The sequence below is a fragment of the Xenorhabdus griffiniae genome, from assembly GCF_015163655.1.
GTDB classification, from domain to species: domain Bacteria; phylum Pseudomonadota; class Gammaproteobacteria; order Enterobacterales; family Enterobacteriaceae; genus Xenorhabdus; species Xenorhabdus griffiniae.
The window spans coordinates 23,432-38,762 of sequence record NZ_JADEUF010000002.1; the positions used below are offsets into that span (position 1 = coordinate 23,432).

At 43.7% G+C, this 15,331-nt stretch carries 15 protein-coding genes and 1 riboswitch; of the genes, 4 read left to right on the plus strand and 11 right to left on the minus strand.

Going from position 1 to position 15,331, the window contains the following annotated elements:
• Window positions 1-73 precede the first annotated feature (73 nt).
• The 5 genes from IQ211_RS00885 to moaA form a co-directional block, all read right to left on the minus strand.
• Window positions 74-784, minus strand: a complete 711-nt coding sequence (locus IQ211_RS00885) for a Bax inhibitor-1/YccA family protein (RefSeq protein ID WP_189758149.1) — start codon at window positions 782-784, stop codon at window positions 74-76.
• Window positions 785-956: 172 nt separating this feature from the next.
• Window positions 957-1,424 carry a molybdopterin synthase catalytic subunit MoaE gene (gene moaE / locus IQ211_RS00890; RefSeq protein WP_189758148.1) on the minus strand — a complete coding sequence of 156 codons (468 nt, stop codon included), beginning with the start codon at window positions 1,422-1,424 and terminating at the stop codon, window positions 957-959.
• Between the two features lie 2 nt (window positions 1,425-1,426).
• Window positions 1,427-1,672, minus strand: a complete 246-nt coding sequence (gene moaD / locus IQ211_RS00895; protein ID WP_189758147.1) for a molybdopterin synthase sulfur carrier subunit — start codon at window positions 1,670-1,672, stop codon at window positions 1,427-1,429.
• A complete protein-coding gene (moaC, locus tag IQ211_RS00900; protein WP_189758146.1) occupies window positions 1,669-2,148 on the minus strand; it encodes a cyclic pyranopterin monophosphate synthase MoaC in 480 nt (159 codons plus the stop codon). The genes moaD and moaC overlap by 4 nt, the downstream gene beginning before the upstream one ends.
• Before the next feature lie 33 nt (window positions 2,149-2,181).
• A complete protein-coding gene (gene moaA / locus IQ211_RS00905; protein WP_189758173.1) occupies window positions 2,182-3,165 on the minus strand; it encodes a GTP 3',8-cyclase MoaA in 984 nt (327 codons plus the stop codon).
• Window positions 3,152-3,308, minus strand: a riboswitch (molybdenum cofactor riboswitch). Its footprint overlaps the gene before it by 14 nt.
• A 224-nt stretch (window positions 3,309-3,532) precedes the next feature.
• Between moaA and yvcK the strand changes: the two genes are divergently transcribed.
• A complete protein-coding gene (yvcK, locus tag IQ211_RS00910; protein WP_189758145.1) occupies window positions 3,533-4,441 on the plus strand; it encodes a uridine diphosphate-N-acetylglucosamine-binding protein YvcK in 909 nt (302 codons plus the stop codon).
• Between the two features lie 176 nt (window positions 4,442-4,617).
• Here yvcK and uvrB read toward each other — a convergent pair whose 3' ends face one another.
• The 5 genes from uvrB to bioB all read right to left on the minus strand — a co-directional run bounded on the left by uvrB (window position 4,618) and on the right by bioB (window position 10,868).
• Entirely contained in the window at window positions 4,618-6,645 is a 2,028-nt protein-coding gene (gene uvrB, locus IQ211_RS00915; RefSeq protein ID WP_189758144.1) for an excinuclease ABC subunit UvrB, read from the minus strand.
• 601 nt (window positions 6,646-7,246) lie between these two features.
• A complete protein-coding gene (gene bioD / locus IQ211_RS00920) occupies window positions 7,247-7,930 on the minus strand; it encodes a dethiobiotin synthase (RefSeq protein ID WP_189758143.1) in 684 nt (227 codons plus the stop codon).
• Window positions 7,920-8,693 carry a malonyl-ACP O-methyltransferase BioC gene (bioC, locus tag IQ211_RS00925; protein ID WP_189758142.1) on the minus strand — a complete coding sequence of 258 codons (774 nt, stop codon included), beginning with the start codon at window positions 8,691-8,693 and terminating at the stop codon, window positions 7,920-7,922. Before bioC ends, bioD begins: the two co-directional genes overlap by 11 nt.
• The gene (gene bioF / locus IQ211_RS00930) at window positions 8,677-9,828 is read right to left on the minus strand and encodes an 8-amino-7-oxononanoate synthase (RefSeq protein ID WP_189758141.1); all 1,152 of its coding nucleotides are present in this window, start codon (window positions 9,826-9,828) and stop codon (window positions 8,677-8,679) included. The genes bioC and bioF overlap by 17 nt, the downstream gene beginning before the upstream one ends.
• Window positions 9,828-10,868 (minus strand): biotin synthase BioB, encoded by a 1,041-nt coding sequence (gene bioB / locus IQ211_RS00935; RefSeq protein WP_189758140.1) that lies wholly within the window; start codon window positions 10,866-10,868, stop codon window positions 9,828-9,830. Before bioB ends, bioF begins: the two co-directional genes overlap by 1 nt.
• A gap of 95 nt (window positions 10,869-10,963) precedes the next feature.
• Between bioB and bioA the strand changes: the two genes are divergently transcribed.
• Complete coding sequence (gene bioA, locus IQ211_RS00940; RefSeq protein WP_189758139.1) at window positions 10,964-12,232, plus strand: adenosylmethionine--8-amino-7-oxononanoate transaminase; 1,269 nt, start codon at window positions 10,964-10,966, stop codon at window positions 12,230-12,232.
• 419 nt (window positions 12,233-12,651) lie between these two features.
• The gene (locus IQ211_RS00945; protein WP_189758138.1) at window positions 12,652-13,230 is read left to right on the plus strand and encodes a hypothetical protein; all 579 of its coding nucleotides are present in this window, start codon (window positions 12,652-12,654) and stop codon (window positions 13,228-13,230) included.
• Window positions 13,231-13,309: 79 nt separating this feature from the next.
• On the opposite strand, the gene pgl is transcribed toward IQ211_RS00945, so the two are convergent.
• Window positions 13,310-14,296, minus strand: coding sequence for a 6-phosphogluconolactonase (pgl, locus tag IQ211_RS00950; RefSeq protein ID WP_189758137.1), 987 nt, complete (start codon window positions 14,294-14,296; stop codon window positions 13,310-13,312).
• 214 nt (window positions 14,297-14,510) lie between these two features.
• Here pgl and IQ211_RS00955 point away from each other — a divergent pair, with 214 nt between their 5' ends.
• Entirely contained in the window at window positions 14,511-15,326 is an 816-nt protein-coding gene (locus IQ211_RS00955; protein WP_189758136.1) for a pyridoxal phosphatase, read from the plus strand.
• The last annotated feature ends 5 nt before the right edge of the window (window positions 15,327-15,331 follow it).

Here is a 15,331-nt window from a genome sequence, read left to right on the forward strand (position 1 = left end):
GTCATAGATAAATGCTTAATGACCATTAAAAAACCCTGCCAAGGCAGGGTTTTTTAATTTAATGCATCAACAATTATCGACGATCACCCAAAATACGCAACAACATTAGGAACAAGTTAATGAAGTCCAGATACAGAGTCAGTGCGCCAGTAATTGAGTACCTACGCAGGTTTTCTTTATCGTTAACATCCAATTGTTCACCCATTTCTTTCAGTTTTTGGGTATCGTATGCCGTCAAACCAGCAAAAATCACAACACCGATATAGGTGATTGCCCACATTAATGCCGGGCTTTTCAGCCAGATGTTTATCAAAGAAGCCAGAACGATGCCGATTAACCCCATAAACAGGAAGCTACCCAAGCCACTCAGACTACGCTTAGTGGTATAACCATAAACGCTCAAGGCACCAAACATCCCCGCTGAAACAACAAATGTGCTGGCAATAGAGCTGGTGGTATAGGCCATAAAGATACTGGAAAGTGTCAGCCCCGTTAGCATGGAATACAGCATAAACAGCCCTGTCGCCAGTGCTCCACTCATTTTATGTACCAAACCAGACAGCACAAAGACTAACGCAAGCTGTGCAATGATTAAGCCATAGAAAACAATAGAGCTACTGAAAATGGCGTATAAAATTTCAGGGGTATTTGCCACATACCATGCAACAAATGCGGTTAACAACAGGCCACAAGTCATCCAACCGTAGACTTGTGCCATGTATGTTTGTATACCAGAACCAGCTTTCTGGACAATCGAATCATTAGAACGTTGATATCGATCCATGATGATTACCTTTTCATGACAATGTTTAAGGATTAAGAATGTTTAAAAATAAACAATCTATTCAAAAGTTATACATTAGCATAGAACATTAATAAAACCATCCGCCAATTAATGGCAATTTCAGTGACATATTGTTTATTTGTCCAGTTTTCGAGATAGTCCGCAGAACGATCTACCGAACACTGTTTTGCCAACGATTTGCCGCATCCTGGTCACTTTGCCTTGCTTCTACCCAGCGTTCACCCTCAACAAGCGATTCCTTTTTCCAAAATGGGGCCTTAGTTTTCAGATAATCCATAATGAATTCAGCCGCCATAAAAGCTACATTGCGGTGAGAGCTGGTAACACCAACAAATACAATCTCATCCCCTGGGTACAATTCGCCAATGCGATGAATAATGCAGGTTCGTTGCAAAGGCCAACGTTGACGGGCTTCGTCAACAATTTTCTGCAACATTTTTTCTGTCATGCCAGCATAATGCTCCAATGTCAGGGCGTTAACATTATCTCCCAAGTTATGGTTGCGAACTTTGCCGGTAAAAGTCACAACAGCACCATCTTCATCACATTGCGAGAGCCATTGATATTCTTCCCCAACACTGAATGTCTCCGGTTGGACACTGATCCGTGTATTTTCCATTTTTATCCCCCTGTAACAGGCGGGAAAAAAGCCACTTCATCACCGTCCTTCAAAGCATGTTCAGCATGGACAAAAGATTGATTTACGGCAGACAACACCTTACCTTCTTCCAGTGCCAGCGCCCATCGTTCCCCCTTTTCAGTCAGTGCGTGACGAAGATGCGCTACAGTTAGGTAATCATTAGAGAGTTCAAGTGAATCCGTTCCCAACAATTCGCGGACTTGAGCAAAAAACAGCACCTTTATCATGACTCCACCTTAAAATTTCCTGATTTGCCACCACTTTTTTCCAACAAACGCACAGGTCCAATGACCATATCTTTTTGAACCGCTTTGCACATATCATAAATGGTCAAAGCGGCCACAGATGCCGCCGTCAAAGCCTCCATTTCCACACCTGTTTTCCCCGCCAGGCGGCAACAGGATTCGATTCTAACCCGACTATGTTCCGTTTGTGCTTCCAGCCGGACTTCCACTTTACTCAGCAGCAGCGGATGGCAAAGCGGGATCAATTCCCACGTCCGTTTCGCTGCCTGAATACCTGCAATACGGGCGGTCGCAAAGACATCCCCTTTGTGGTGATCACCTGCGATAATCATGGCCAAGGTTTCAGCCTGCATTTCAACAAAGGCTTCTGCCCGTGCTTCACGCACCGTTTCGGCTTTGGCAGAAATATCCACCATATGAGCTTCACCCGAAGTATTGATATGGGTTAATTGAGACATTCTTTGCTCCTGAAAATAAATCTTGCAACCAAGCTAACCGCCAATAAAAGAAAGGTTCGGGGTGATCCCGCTATCCCCTTGATGTAAAAAGTGAGTCTCGCGCTTATGGCGCAATCCACCTTGAATACGCAATTTCAGGGCATCCAATGATGCATCATCAGACAATAAATCACGCAATGGAATGCCTTGTTCACCAAACAAACATAAATGGAGATTGCCAATTGCGGATACCCTCAGGCGATTGCAGCTTTGGCAAAAGTTTTTTTCATACGGCATGATAAGGCCAATTTCTCCCTGATAATCGGGATGACGAAAAACCTGAGCCGGTCCATCACTACGCGCACGTTGCTGTTGTTGCCATCCCTGTTGTAACAGTTGATGACGGATCACTTCCCCAGAAAGATGATGACGATGAAAAATGTCACTGCCTTCTCCCGTTTCCATCAGTTCAATAAAACGCAACTGGATAGGACGGCGTTTAATCCAATCAAGAAAAGCAGGCAGGTGAGTATCATTCACATTTTTCATCAACACGACATTAACTTTCACTACGTTGAATCCCGCCTCAAAAGCTGCCTCAATACCACGCATAATCTGGAAAAATTTATCTTGTCCGGTAATGGCGTAAAATTGGCGAGGATCCAAACTATCAACACTCACATTAATCGCGGTCAGGCCAGCTGATTTCCATTGGGAGACATCCCGTTCCATGCGGTAACCATTAGTTGTAACAGCAATTTTTTTAATTTGCGGATTTTCATGAACCGCTGCGATGATGTCGCAAAAATCACGACGCATGGTGGGTTCTCCCCCTGTCAGGCGGATTTTTTCTGTGCCAAGTTCAGCAAATACTCGGCTAATACGACGAATTTCTGGCAGGGAAAGAAATGATTTATGGTCATGAGACTGATATCCATCAGGCAGACAATAAGTGCAACGGAAGTTACACACATCAGTAATAGACAATCTCAAATAATAGAACTTGCGTGAGAATACATCTACGAGTTGTTCCACAATAACACCTTCCAAATACGGGAGATGCCGGCATTTCTACCTGGCATCCTGGTGACTCAGGAGTCACGGCCAGAGCATCATATCAATCTGGTATCCATTTGATAGAACAGCGACTTAGACACAGAGGCTAGGAGTTAATATCAGGTAAATTTTATATGAACCTAAAATAAAAAGCTAATTCCCGTTCCGATATATATCTTATTATACAACGAGTTAACTAATCGCGATAACAGTAGCTTCCTGCGGTGTTCCCAGGTTATCAGGCGCAATGATTGCATAAAATCACATCAATTTCTGAAAGCATCATATTTTGTGATAAATTACATGCGTTTTATTAAAGCCCCTATATTTAGCCAGTAACAGGAATCCTATGCGAAATCGCACATTAGCTGATTTGGATCGCGTTGTCGCCCTCGGCGGCGGCCATGGACTTGGACGTGTTATGTCTTCCCTTTCTTCCCTTGGCGCACGTCTGACAGGCATTGTCACGACAACGGACAATGGGGGTTCCACCGGCAGAATACGACGTTCAGAAGGTGGAATTGCGTGGGGAGATATGCGCAATTGCCTCAATCAGTTAATCACGGAACCTACTATTGCTTCTGCCATGTTCGAATATCGGTTTAGTGGCAATGGCGAATTGTCTGGCCACAATTTAGGTAACCTGATGTTGAAGGCCCTAGATCATTTAAGTGTCCGTCCGCTTGAGGCGATTAACCTGCTCCGCAATCTGCTGAAAGTCAATGCACAGTTGATTCCGATGTCAGAGCAGTCGGTTGATTTGATGGCTGTCGATGATCAAGGCAATACTGTGTATGGTGAAGTGAATATCGATCAACTTAATTGTGTGCCACAGGAACTATTGCTTTACCCTCATGTCAATGCCACTAAAGAAGCACTGGATGCCATTGAGCAAGCAGATTTGATTTTGATCGGCCCTGGTAGCTTTTTCACCAGCCTGATGCCGTTGTTGCTATTGGAAGATTTAACCCAATCCTTACGGCGCAGTAATGCAAACATGATTTATATCGGCAACTTAGGAAAAGAGCTCAGCCACGCTGCTGCCAATTTATCATTAAAAGATAAACTGGCAATCATGGAAAATAAGATTGGCCGTAAGATGATTAATGCGCTTATTGTCGGCCCACGTACTGATATCAGCCCTTTCAGTGACCGCGTTGTGACACAACAGGTTTTAGAAGCGCAGGATGTCCCTTACCGTCACGACCGTGAATTATTGCGCCAGGCAATTGAGCATACTCTGCAAAAATTGGGTTAGCATTTCAGTCCACTGACAAACTCTATTTAAAATAGAGTTTGTCTTCTTTAAAATGCAGGTTTATTTCTATTCAAATATAGCAGCTGGAGAACCCTTTCCAGCACTGACAGTCGCCATATTCCATAAAAGACCAATTAACCAGTCACGATGGCTCACATAAAAACGGAGATAAATTTTCAGGAATTAGTAATAAATTGCGTCCGCAATGCCTGAACCTGGTCACGAATATTGGCTGCTTGTTCAAATTCGAGATCCCGTGCATGTTGGTACATTTTCTCTTCCAGTTCACGGATTTTTCTCTCCAGCTCTTTCGCTGACAGGTTGCGGTAATCATCTGTACCCAAAGTAACTTTATTTTTTCCTTTAGCCTTCCCTTTACCATTAACCGGCTGACCAATTTTCAGGATGTCACCAATTTTTTTCTTTAAACCTTGCGGTACGATGCCGTGTTCCTGGTTAAATGCCTGCTGTTTGGCTCGACGGCGTTCTGTTTCTTCAATAGCTCTTGCCATCGAATTCGTTATTTTGTCGCCATATAAAATGGCCTTACCATGCAGGTTACGTGCTGCACGGCCGATGGTTTGGATCAGGGAGCGTTCTGAGCGAAGGAAACCTTCTTTATCTGCGTCCAAAATTGCCACCAGGGAAACTTCCGGCATATCCAGCCCTTCGCGCAGTAAGTTAATGCCAACCAAAACATCAAATTCACCGAGACGAAGATCACGGATAATTTCCACCCGTTCTACAGTATCAATGTCGGAATGGAGATAACGCACTCGTTCACCATGCTCTTCCAAATATTCAGTCAGGTCTTCCGCCATCCGTTTGGTTAAGGTGGTGACCAACACGCGCTCATTGTTTGCCACACGGATACGGATTTCAGACAGAAGATCATCTACTTGGGTTGCCACTGGGCGGACTTCAACTTCAGGGTCAATGAGTCCCGTTGGACGCACAACTTGTTCAACAACTTCATGACCGGATTTTTCCAATTCATAATTGCCGGGAGTGGCTGAAATATAAATGGTCTGTGGTGCCAACGCCTCAAATTCTTCAAACCGCAATGGACGGTTATCCAACGCTGACGGCAAACGGAAACCATATTCCACCAATGTTTCCTTGCGGGAGCGATCCCCTCGGTACATTCCGCCAATCTGTGGGATAGTAACGTGGGATTCATCCACCACCAGCAAGCCATCCGCCGGCAGGTAGTCAAACAGCGTTGGAGGGGGTTCACCGGCAGAGCGGCCGGACAGATAACGGGAGTAGTTTTCAATACCAGAGCAGTAACCCAATTCATTCATCATTTCGAGATCAAATTGGGTTCGCTGGGTAACACGCTGTTCTTCCAATAATTTATCTGACGCCAATAGGATCTTGCGCCGTTGTTCCAACTCCAGTTTGATCTCCTCCATCGCCTGGAGGAGACGTTCACGTGGCGTAACATAGTGGGTTTTGGGATAGATGGTATAACGCGGTACATGGTATTCGACCTGCCCTGTCAGCGGATCAAACAGGGAAAGGCGTTCGACTTCATCATCAAACAATTCTACACGCAAAGCACGTTCGTCCGATTCTGCGGGGAAAATATCAATGACTTCACCACGTACCCGAAATGTTCCGCGCTGGAATGCCTGATCATTGCGGGTATATTGCAGTTCGGCTAAACGACGCAAGATAGCGCGCTGGTCAATTAACATACCTTCGGTTAAATGCAGCATCATTTTCAAATAGCTATCAGGATCACCTAAACCATAAATCGCAGAGACAGAAGCCACTACCACAACATCACGGCGTTCCAGCAAGGCTTTCGTTGCGGACAGACGCATCTGTTCGATATGTTCATTCACTGAAGCATCTTTTTCGATAAAAGTATCGGAACTGGGCACATAAGCTTCTGGTTGGTAATAATCGTAATAGGAAACAAAATACTCCACTGCATTCTCAGGGAAAAACGCTTTCATTTCGCTATAAAGCTGAGCTGCCAATGTCTTATTGGGGGCAAGGATCATGGTGGGTCGATTTAAGTTTGCGATAACATTGGCAATGGTGAAAGTTTTACCCGATCCAGTTACCCCCAGAAGTGTTTGATGGGCTAGTCCATCTTCCAGCCCTTCCTGTAATTGTCTGATAGCCGATGGCTGATCGCCTGCCGGTTTAAAATCAGAATATAACTTAAATACCTTATTTGTTTCTTTGCTCATTTTCCCCACGCCATCCATACATCAACAAAATTATTTTTATAATACTGGATAAAAAACCAGCTTCAAGTCAGTTTGGCAAAATAATGTTATTGCCCGGATGTTATTAATCTTATGATATTAACCTTTGTTTAACATCAAGGATGACTATTTTTATCCCCAGATAATGATCTGGCTCTTTTCTATTTTTGTATTAATGACTGAAATGATAAAGCACGGAATAGCAAAGAGATGCAAAAAGGAATTGATTTTATTTAACATGTTGATTTTGATTACAAAAAAATCCAAGTAGAGAATAACAGCAAATCTGGCGCAAGCCGCGTACGGCCTTGCACGAGGATACTTTTCTAAAACTAATACACAAGGTTATCCACAGGAATAGTGGATAACTCAGCAAAACCTATTAAGCATGGGCAGTTGCAGAGTTATCCCCACTTATAAATTTTTTCAATAGTGGAATATTTTTATGCTGCTTTCTGATTAATTCACGCGATTTGTTGATCAAAAATAACCCAATGCTTGTCGAAATAAAACATCTTCTGCGTGAGAACAACGACTAAAACACGACAGTCAGCATCAACTTTAACTAACTCACAGTAAACAATTAGTTAACCAAAGAATCAATAGTAATATATTTTCCTATGTGATTTTTATCACATGATTCACTCAGATGAGGGATAACGCCTAATAACGGTGCAGGGATCATGCGCTCCAATGTCTCCAGATAAGCAGCCTGACGTTTACCGGCTGGTTCAATTTCATTGGCAACCCAGCCTGCCAGTTTTAACCCCGCATACTGAATAGCCTTTGCGGTTAATGCCGCATGGTTGATACAGCCCAATTTGACACCGACTGTCAAAATTACCGGCAAATTTTCCTGAATCACCCAATCAGCAAACGTCGTATTTTCCGATAATGGCGTATACCATCCTCCTGCGCCCTCAATCAAAACCCAGTCAGATTTTTTTGCCAAAACTGCCAGACCTGCTGATAAAACGGAAAAATCGATTGGCTGGTTAAGTTCCGCACTGATAATGTGCGGCGATGTCGGTTCCACAAATACCAGTGGATTCACTTCCTGGTAAGTCAATGGCACCGTACTATTCCGTTGCAAGGCCAGTGCATCACCATTGCGTATTCCTTCAATCGTCATTTCACTGCCAGATGCCACAGGTTTATAGCCAGCAGTCAAATATCCCTTCTTATTAGCTGCTTGAAGTAAAGCACAACTCACCACTGTTTTACCTACTTCGGTATCGGTTCCTGTAAGAAAATATTTATTTGTCACAATAAATGACTCCAAAAGCAATTTGATAGCTTAATGGGTAATCCCCATTGTTCCGTGGATATGCTTCAGCAAGCGCTGTTAGACGTTTTTTTGTCATTAATCCCTGCTGGCGGCCATAATGCAGATGTGTTGCACCGATCCCTTTTAGAGAATTCAGTAAGGGCAACAGTTGTGGATAGTGCTGGTAATATTGCCGGTTAATGACTTTATGTCGATAGGGTTGACATGCCTGAGTAATTACTCGCAATGGCAGAAAATGATTAATATGCCGATAATCATCCACTCGCGCCCAGGCAGTGGCTAATTCATTCAGTGAACCCTGTGCAAGCGTGGAAAACACGATCAGTCCACCAGGACGAGTAACACGATAAAATTCGCGCAAGGCGCTTGGCAAATCATTGCACCATTGTACCGCCAGATTGCTGAAACAGAGGTCTAAGCTGTTATCCGCTAACCCCAAATGTTCGATATCCCCTTGCAAATAATAATCAGCAACTTGTTGTTCCTTTGCATGGCTCAACATACCGGAAGCTAAATCCAGTGCGATCACTTGTTTCCCTAACTGTTTCCAACGAGCACTAAAAAAACCGGTTCCGCACCCCGCATCCAGTACTCGTCCACCAATCTTTTCCGCTTGTGCCAATCCCAGCAAATATTCACCGGTTTGCTGTTGCAATTTAGCCACAGTGTCATATTTGGCAGCCGCGCGTCCAAAAGCACCGGCAATCGCTTGCTTGTCAACGGATTTAACAACCAGATCCATGCAATGCCTCCAGTAATGCATCAATGTCGTGCCATGTATGATTGGCTGTCAATGTAATACGCAATCGTGCACTGTCAGGGGGAACCGTGGGGGGAAGTATCGCTTTAACCCACACTTTTTTTTGCTTAAGCGCATGAGACAGTGCGGTACAACGTTCATTATCACCCACAATTAATGGCTGGATGGCCGTTTCTGAATTCATCAATGCAAAAGGCAGATGCTGTGCTTCGTGGCGAAAGTAACGAATGTTGTTTCGCAACCGCTGACGCAACTCATCCCCAGCCTTGATTTGCCGTATGGCTTCGGAAAGTGCCACTGCCTGCGCGGGAGGCATTGAGGTACTGTAAATCAGATGCCGAGCATATTGGAGCAAGTATTCTGCAGTTTGCTCATCACATAAAACGGCGGCGCCACTCAACCCAAATGCTTTGCCAAAGGTGACGATTAGAATCTCTGGTTTAACATTTTGCATCCAGCAACTGCCACGTCCTTCATCACCATGAATACCGATACCGTGGGCATCATCCACCATCAGCCAACTTGCTGTAGATTTGGCTTGCTGCGCAATAGCGTCAAGTGGTGCATAATCGCCATCCATGCTAAAAACACCTTCCGTGACTACCAGCGTCTTACCAAGACATGCTTTTGCCAAATGTTGCTGCAAAGATCCCATATCATTGTGCAGAAAACGCCGCAGTTGGGCGGGAGAGTGCATTGCTGCTTCGAGCAACGATGCATGGCTTAGGCGATCGGCAATAATGCAATCTTCCCTTGCCATCAACGCCGCAATCACCCCTTGATTAGCGGCATAGCCGGAAATGAAAAGCAAAGCACGAGAGTATCCCAACCACTCAGCCAATTGTTGTTCCAGAGTATGATGTGCAGCAGTGTAGCCCGTAACATGCCCTGAACCGCCACTGCCTACACCATATTGCTGGGCACCCTGTTGCCATGCAGCAATAATCTTGGGATGTTGACTCAACCCAAGATAATCGTTACTGGAAAAATTAAGATATTGGCCGTCCGACGTAGATAATAAACGTCCATCAGATCCGTGATGGACTTGCCTGTTACGCCACAGCAGAGTGCCCCAACGTTCGGCCAAACGTCGGGAGAAAAAGTCTGACCAGCTCATCATATTGCCGCATTATAGAATTGTTCGTTATCAGCATTATGAAAGATGGCTTCTGTCAAATTTTGCTGCTGTTGATTGTCACCAAATGCCGTCTTTGTCTGTTGAGGATTGATACCCAAACGGCGGAACAGTTGCAGATCTTTATCTTCATTCGGGTTTGGTGTTGTCAGCAACTTACAGCCGTAGAAAATGGAGTTAGCCCCCGCCATAAAGCACATAGCCTGAGTTTGTTCATTCATCTGTTCACGTCCAGCGGATAAACGGACGTGAGATTTTGGCATCATGATCCGTGCTACCGCAATGGTACGAATAAAGTCAAAAGGATCGACATCTTCATTGTTTTCCAGTGGCGTCCCTTTTACTTTTACCAGCATATTGATTGGTACACTTTCCGGTGGCTTAGGCAAGTTTGCTAATTGCACTAATAATGCTGCCCGATCGCGAATTTGCTCTCCCAACCCAACGATACCGCCAGAGCAAACTTTAATGCCCGCATTGCGGACATTATCCAACGTGTCCAGTCTGTCTTGATAACTTCGAGTGGTGATGATATTGCCGTAAAATTCTGGTGAGGTGTCTAAGTTATGGTTGTAATAGTCCAGACCTGCCTCTGCCAAACGCTGTGCCTGAGAATGGTTCAGCATACCCAACGTCATGCAGGTTTCCATTCCCAATGCTTTGACTTCCTTGACCATTTTCTCCAAATACGGCATGTCACGTTCATGGGGGTTTTTCCAGGCCGCCCCCATGCAAAAACGGGTTGAGCCCGCATTTTTCGCTTTATGCGCTGATTCAATGACTTTTTCCACTTCCATCAACCGCTCTTTTTCCAGGCCCGTTTTGTAACGGGAACTTTGCGGACAATATTTACAGTCTTCTGGGCAAGCGCCGGTCTTGATCGACAGCAAAGTGCTGACCTGTACTTGTTGTGGATCAAAATGTTCGCGGTGTACCTGTTGTGCCTGAAATAATAATTCAAAAAAAGGTTTATCAAACAACGCCTGTGTTTGTTTGATGGTCCATTGTTGACGCTCGCTCACAATAACATCTCCGATGTAAAAAATGTTGTCAGTTTAAATAGCTTCGCTATCATGTCAACCAAAACGAACTAAAAAAGGTTTACATTAAAGTTATTATGACTCCTTCAGATCTTGAATTTGACCAGCGCCATATTTGGCATCCATATACCTCAATGACAAATCCACTTCCCGCCTATCCGATCGTATCAGCCACAGGTGTAGAATTGGTTTTATCAGACGGTCGCACATTGATTGATGGTATGTCTTCATGGTGGGCGGCTATCCATGGTTATAATCATCCTGCTCTCAATGAAGCCGCAAAATCACAAATCGATAAGATGTCCCATGTTATGTTTGGTGGCATAACCCACCCTCCTGCGGTTGCACTGTGCAGGCAATTGGTGGCGATGACGCCGGATGCTTTGGAGTGTGTTTTTTTGGCGGATTCAGGCTCTGTCGCCGTCGAAGTCGCCCTAAAAATGGCATTGCAATATTGGCAGGCCAAAGGGAAAAAACGCCATCGTTTCCTGACCCTGCGTCATGGTTATCATGGCGACACTTTCGGGGCTATGTCTGTCTGCGATCCAGACAACTCCATGCATAATCTGTACAAAGGCTATCTCCCCAACCATCTGTTTGCCGATGCTCCGCAATGCCAGTTTGGTGATGAATGGCAAGCAGAAGATATCGCTTCTTTGAAACAATTATTGCTGCAATATCATGATGAAGTAGCCGCTGTGGTTTTAGAACCTATTGTTCAGGGTGCTGGCGGGATGCGAATTTATCATCCTGAATATCTGCGTCAGGTTCGTCAGCTTTGTGATGAATATCAGATCTTGTTAATTGCAGATGAGATTGCTACCGGATTTGGGCGAACTGGCAAGTTATTCGCCTGTGAACATGCGCAGATTGAGCCAGATATATTGTGCTTAGGCAAGGCATTGACGGGGGGATATATGACATTGTCCGCAACACTGACTACCCGCCATATTGCTGAAACTATCAGTCAAGGTGAAGCGGGCTGTTTTATGCATGGCCCAACTTTTATGGGTAATCCTCTGGCTTGCGCCGTCGCCAGTGCCAGCCTGAAATTACTCACTGACAGCCCATGGCAACAACGTATTCAAGCAATTGAAACTCAATTAAAAGCAGAACTATTTCCCCTCAAATCACATAGTTTAGTCAAAGATATTCGGGTGTTAGGCGCGATAGGTGTGGTTGAAATGAAACAGCCCGTAAATGTCGCTTCATTACAACGCCATTTTGTCCAACATGGGGTATGGATCAGGCCATTTGGCCGGTTAATTTACCTGATGCCGCCTTATATTATTCAAACAGAACAGCTAACAAAGCTGACAAAGGCCATTGCGGGTACAATAAATTAAATAAAATATATCCAGCAGTCATATAAATAGGTTTTCATAATACTGAAAGTATCAGATGTTGGTGTTCCTTACCCCGCGCGGTGCGCGGGGTAAGGAATGCTCCTATCATTTTGAAAGCTATTTATACGCATTAAACTTCAAGTCGCAATTTACAACACGATATGAAACCTGATTTATTTCCGCTTAGCAGAGATAAATCACACACATCTTGAAGTTAGATTGGTATATCTCATTATATGACTGGAATAAATAAGTCTGGTTATTATATTCCTAATAAAAAAGCATATTAAATGCATTTAAAAACATCAATCACTGATAAATATTAATGACCAAAACAGAAGTTATTGTGTCACCTAAAAATAAATTCTTTGATATATTCATGACGTAACCACACTTATTTAAACAAAGAGGAAAATATCATGAATACAGAAAATTTGATCACTCCTTCCAATGCCGAAATGCAAGATGTATTTGAACTATCTAAAAACAGGTATGAGCAAGAAATTTCACATTATGAAACTCTGGTAAAAGAAAAACCTGAATTAGCTCCTCTGTTTGCAGAAACAGTTAAACCAGATGCATTAACCAGCCCTGCCTCGCAACAAACAGAATTTATCAGTGGGCATTTTAACATTAACACATATTATCAATATGGTAATTATCCTTTTATCCAGATATCATCTAACTCGGCCATTATTGGGCATCAACCCAATATAGGTAAAAAAACCAATTTCAATGGCTATATTCAGGGAGGACATAATATACCACTACTGAATTTTAATAATATTCATCTTGGCGGCGTTGTAAAACATCCTTATTCCATTATCAACGCGCCATTAAATATTCAACTTTATATTTACCCAAGAAATATTATATTACGTCTTTTAAAAGGAAATGTTTATTTGGGCGATTTATATTCTGTACAACAGAATCACATATTAATTACATACCCTATTGTTTTATCTGGTATCGGATCTTTTAATCTAATCCAACAATAAATTGCATTAATTTTTTATCTTAAGTGGCAAAGGCGTATTCTCCAGTCACATAGCAAGCTATGTGACTGGAAGCCCAAGGTTACAGTGCTAATACCGTCACCCACATCGGGCCTTTGCCAACCGGATAACGCGCCAGTTGCGTTAATTCCCCCGAATATTTGTCAATGCGTGATACAGAAATATGATCTGATTTCTGCCCTGATGCAATCAGGAAACGACCACTGTGATCGATGGCAAAACCACGAGGCTGGGTTTCTGTCGGATAATGACCAACTAATGTCAGCTGATAACCATCTTCTGAAACGCGAAAATGGCTGATCAGGCTTTCTGAACGTTCACTGGTATAAAGGTGTCGGCCATCCGGTGTGATATGAATATCTGCCGACCACCGAACGTTGGAAAAATCTGTCGGCAGCGAATCAACTGATTGTACGATACGGTATTTTTCCCATTGACGCAGAACATCAACGGTTGAATCCAATTCATTAATGCAGTAGATCGCCTGTTTTTCCGGATGAAATGCCATATGGCGTGGGCCTGAACCTGCTGCTGTCATAATTTCATCTGTCCGACTTTCTGTCAGATAACCCTGCTCATCTAAATTGAAAATACGAATATGATCTTCTTTCAGACAGGGAACCAGCAGTTGACGATTTTCCCGATCAATATTGGCAGAGTGTGGCGCCTGCAGGCCTTCTACAATTTGATTTGGTGCTGTAACGATCCCATTTTGATCAATAGGATGAACGCTTAAGTTATTAAAGCTGTAAGATGCAGAAAATAAAAAACGCCCTGCTCTGTCAGTAGATATATGCGTTGGGCTACCTGGCAATGGTGCAATAGCCTGCTGTTCAAGACGTCCATCTGCCCCAATTGCATAGGTGACGATACTAAATTGCGGACGAATTCCTACATATAGGTGTTTACCATCAGGGTTGACAGCCATTGGCTGTACTTCACCGGGCACATTTACAGTCTGAAGAAGCACAAGTTCCCCTGCTACATTCAGCGACCACACGTGAATTTGTTGGCTATTTGGGCTGGCTGTATAAACCACCTGTTTCATGTTCTCTCCTTAATACTTCATTACCATTTCATTGATCTGTAACGATTCTTGAAAGATTTTGCCTGCTAAACTATCCATATACCAATCCAACGTCCAATTGCAGCTTGCAATCCCCACGACGCATCTTGAAAGGCAATTGGTATATGACGGTTTAACTATATTCAACTAACGTATAATATTTTGTTTATATCATGGACAACTTAGAGGACAACTCATGTCGTATCGCGTTATTGCGCTGGATCTCGATGGAACACTGCTCGATCCACAAAAACGTATCCTGCCCGAATCACTGACAGCCCTAAATGAAGCCCGCCAATCAGGTATCAAAGTTTTGATTGTCACTGGACGTCATCATGTCGCCATCCACCCTTTCTATCAAGCGTTACAACTCGATACGCCTGCGATCTGCTGCAATGGGACTTATTCCTATGATTATCATGCAAAGAAAGTATTGGCCTCTAATCCACTCTCCGCTCAAGAAGCTTCTCAAGCACTTTCCTATCTGCAAGGCACGGAAATTCAGCATCTGATGTATGTTGATGATGCCATTTTATATCAATTTCCTCACACTGTAGTCCGAACCCTTGCATGGTCGGATTCTCTGCCTGAACATCAACGCCCTAATATCCAGCAAACAGAGAGCTTTCAAGATGCAATCCACACTGTGAATGCTATTTGGAAGCTCGCTACCAGCTCATCCGATTTAGTGAAACTGCGTGAGATAAGTGAACAAATTGAAGAAAATGTTGGCCTTGAGTGTGAATGGTCATGGTTTGATCAGGTAGATATCGCCAAGAAAGGCAATAGCAAAGGTATGCGATTACAGCAATGGGTGGAATCGCAAGGCATGAGTATGAACGATGTGATTGCTTTCGGTGATAATTATAACGATCTCAGTATGCTGGAGAATGTTGGGTTGGGTGTCGCGATGGGTAATGGCGTTGAGGCCGTCAAAGAACGGGCCGATATTGTGACACGGGATAATACTCAACCTGGCATTGCTGAAATTCTGAGAAAATACGTACTGTAATTTAA

Bases quoted from the DNA above. Each gene is read 5' to 3' on its own strand.
- IQ211_RS00885 (WP_189758149.1), bottom strand. From the start codon at position 784: ATGGATCGATATCAACGTTCTAATGATTCGATTGTCCAGAAAGCTGGT.
- moaE (WP_189758148.1), bottom strand. From the start codon at position 1,424: ATGGAAAATACACGGATCAGTGTCCAACCGGAGACATTCAGTGTTGGG.
- moaD (WP_189758147.1), bottom strand. From the start codon at position 1,672: ATGATAAAGGTGCTGTTTTTTGCTCAAGTCCGCGAATTGTTGGGAACG.
- moaC (WP_189758146.1), bottom strand. From the start codon at position 2,148: ATGTCTCAATTAACCCATATCAATACTTCGGGTGAAGCTCATATGGTG.
- yvcK (WP_189758145.1), top strand. From the start codon at position 3,533: ATGCGAAATCGCACATTAGCTGATTTGGATCGCGTTGTCGCCCTCGGC.
- uvrB (WP_189758144.1), bottom strand. From the start codon at position 6,645: ATGAGCAAAGAAACAAATAAGGTATTTAAGTTATATTCTGATTTTAAA.
- bioC (WP_189758142.1), bottom strand. From the start codon at position 8,693: ATGGATCTGGTTGTTAAATCCGTTGACAAGCAAGCGATTGCCGGTGCT.
- bioF (WP_189758141.1), bottom strand. From the start codon at position 9,828: ATGAGCTGGTCAGACTTTTTCTCCCGACGTTTGGCCGAACGTTGGGGC.
- bioA (WP_189758139.1), top strand. From the start codon at position 10,964: ATGACTCCTTCAGATCTTGAATTTGACCAGCGCCATATTTGGCATCCA.
- IQ211_RS00945 (WP_189758138.1), top strand. From the start codon at position 12,652: ATGAATACAGAAAATTTGATCACTCCTTCCAATGCCGAAATGCAAGAT.
- pgl (WP_189758137.1), bottom strand. From the start codon at position 14,296: ATGAAACAGGTGGTTTATACAGCCAGCCCAAATAGCCAACAAATTCAC.
- IQ211_RS00955 (WP_189758136.1), top strand. From the start codon at position 14,511: ATGTCGTATCGCGTTATTGCGCTGGATCTCGATGGAACACTGCTCGAT.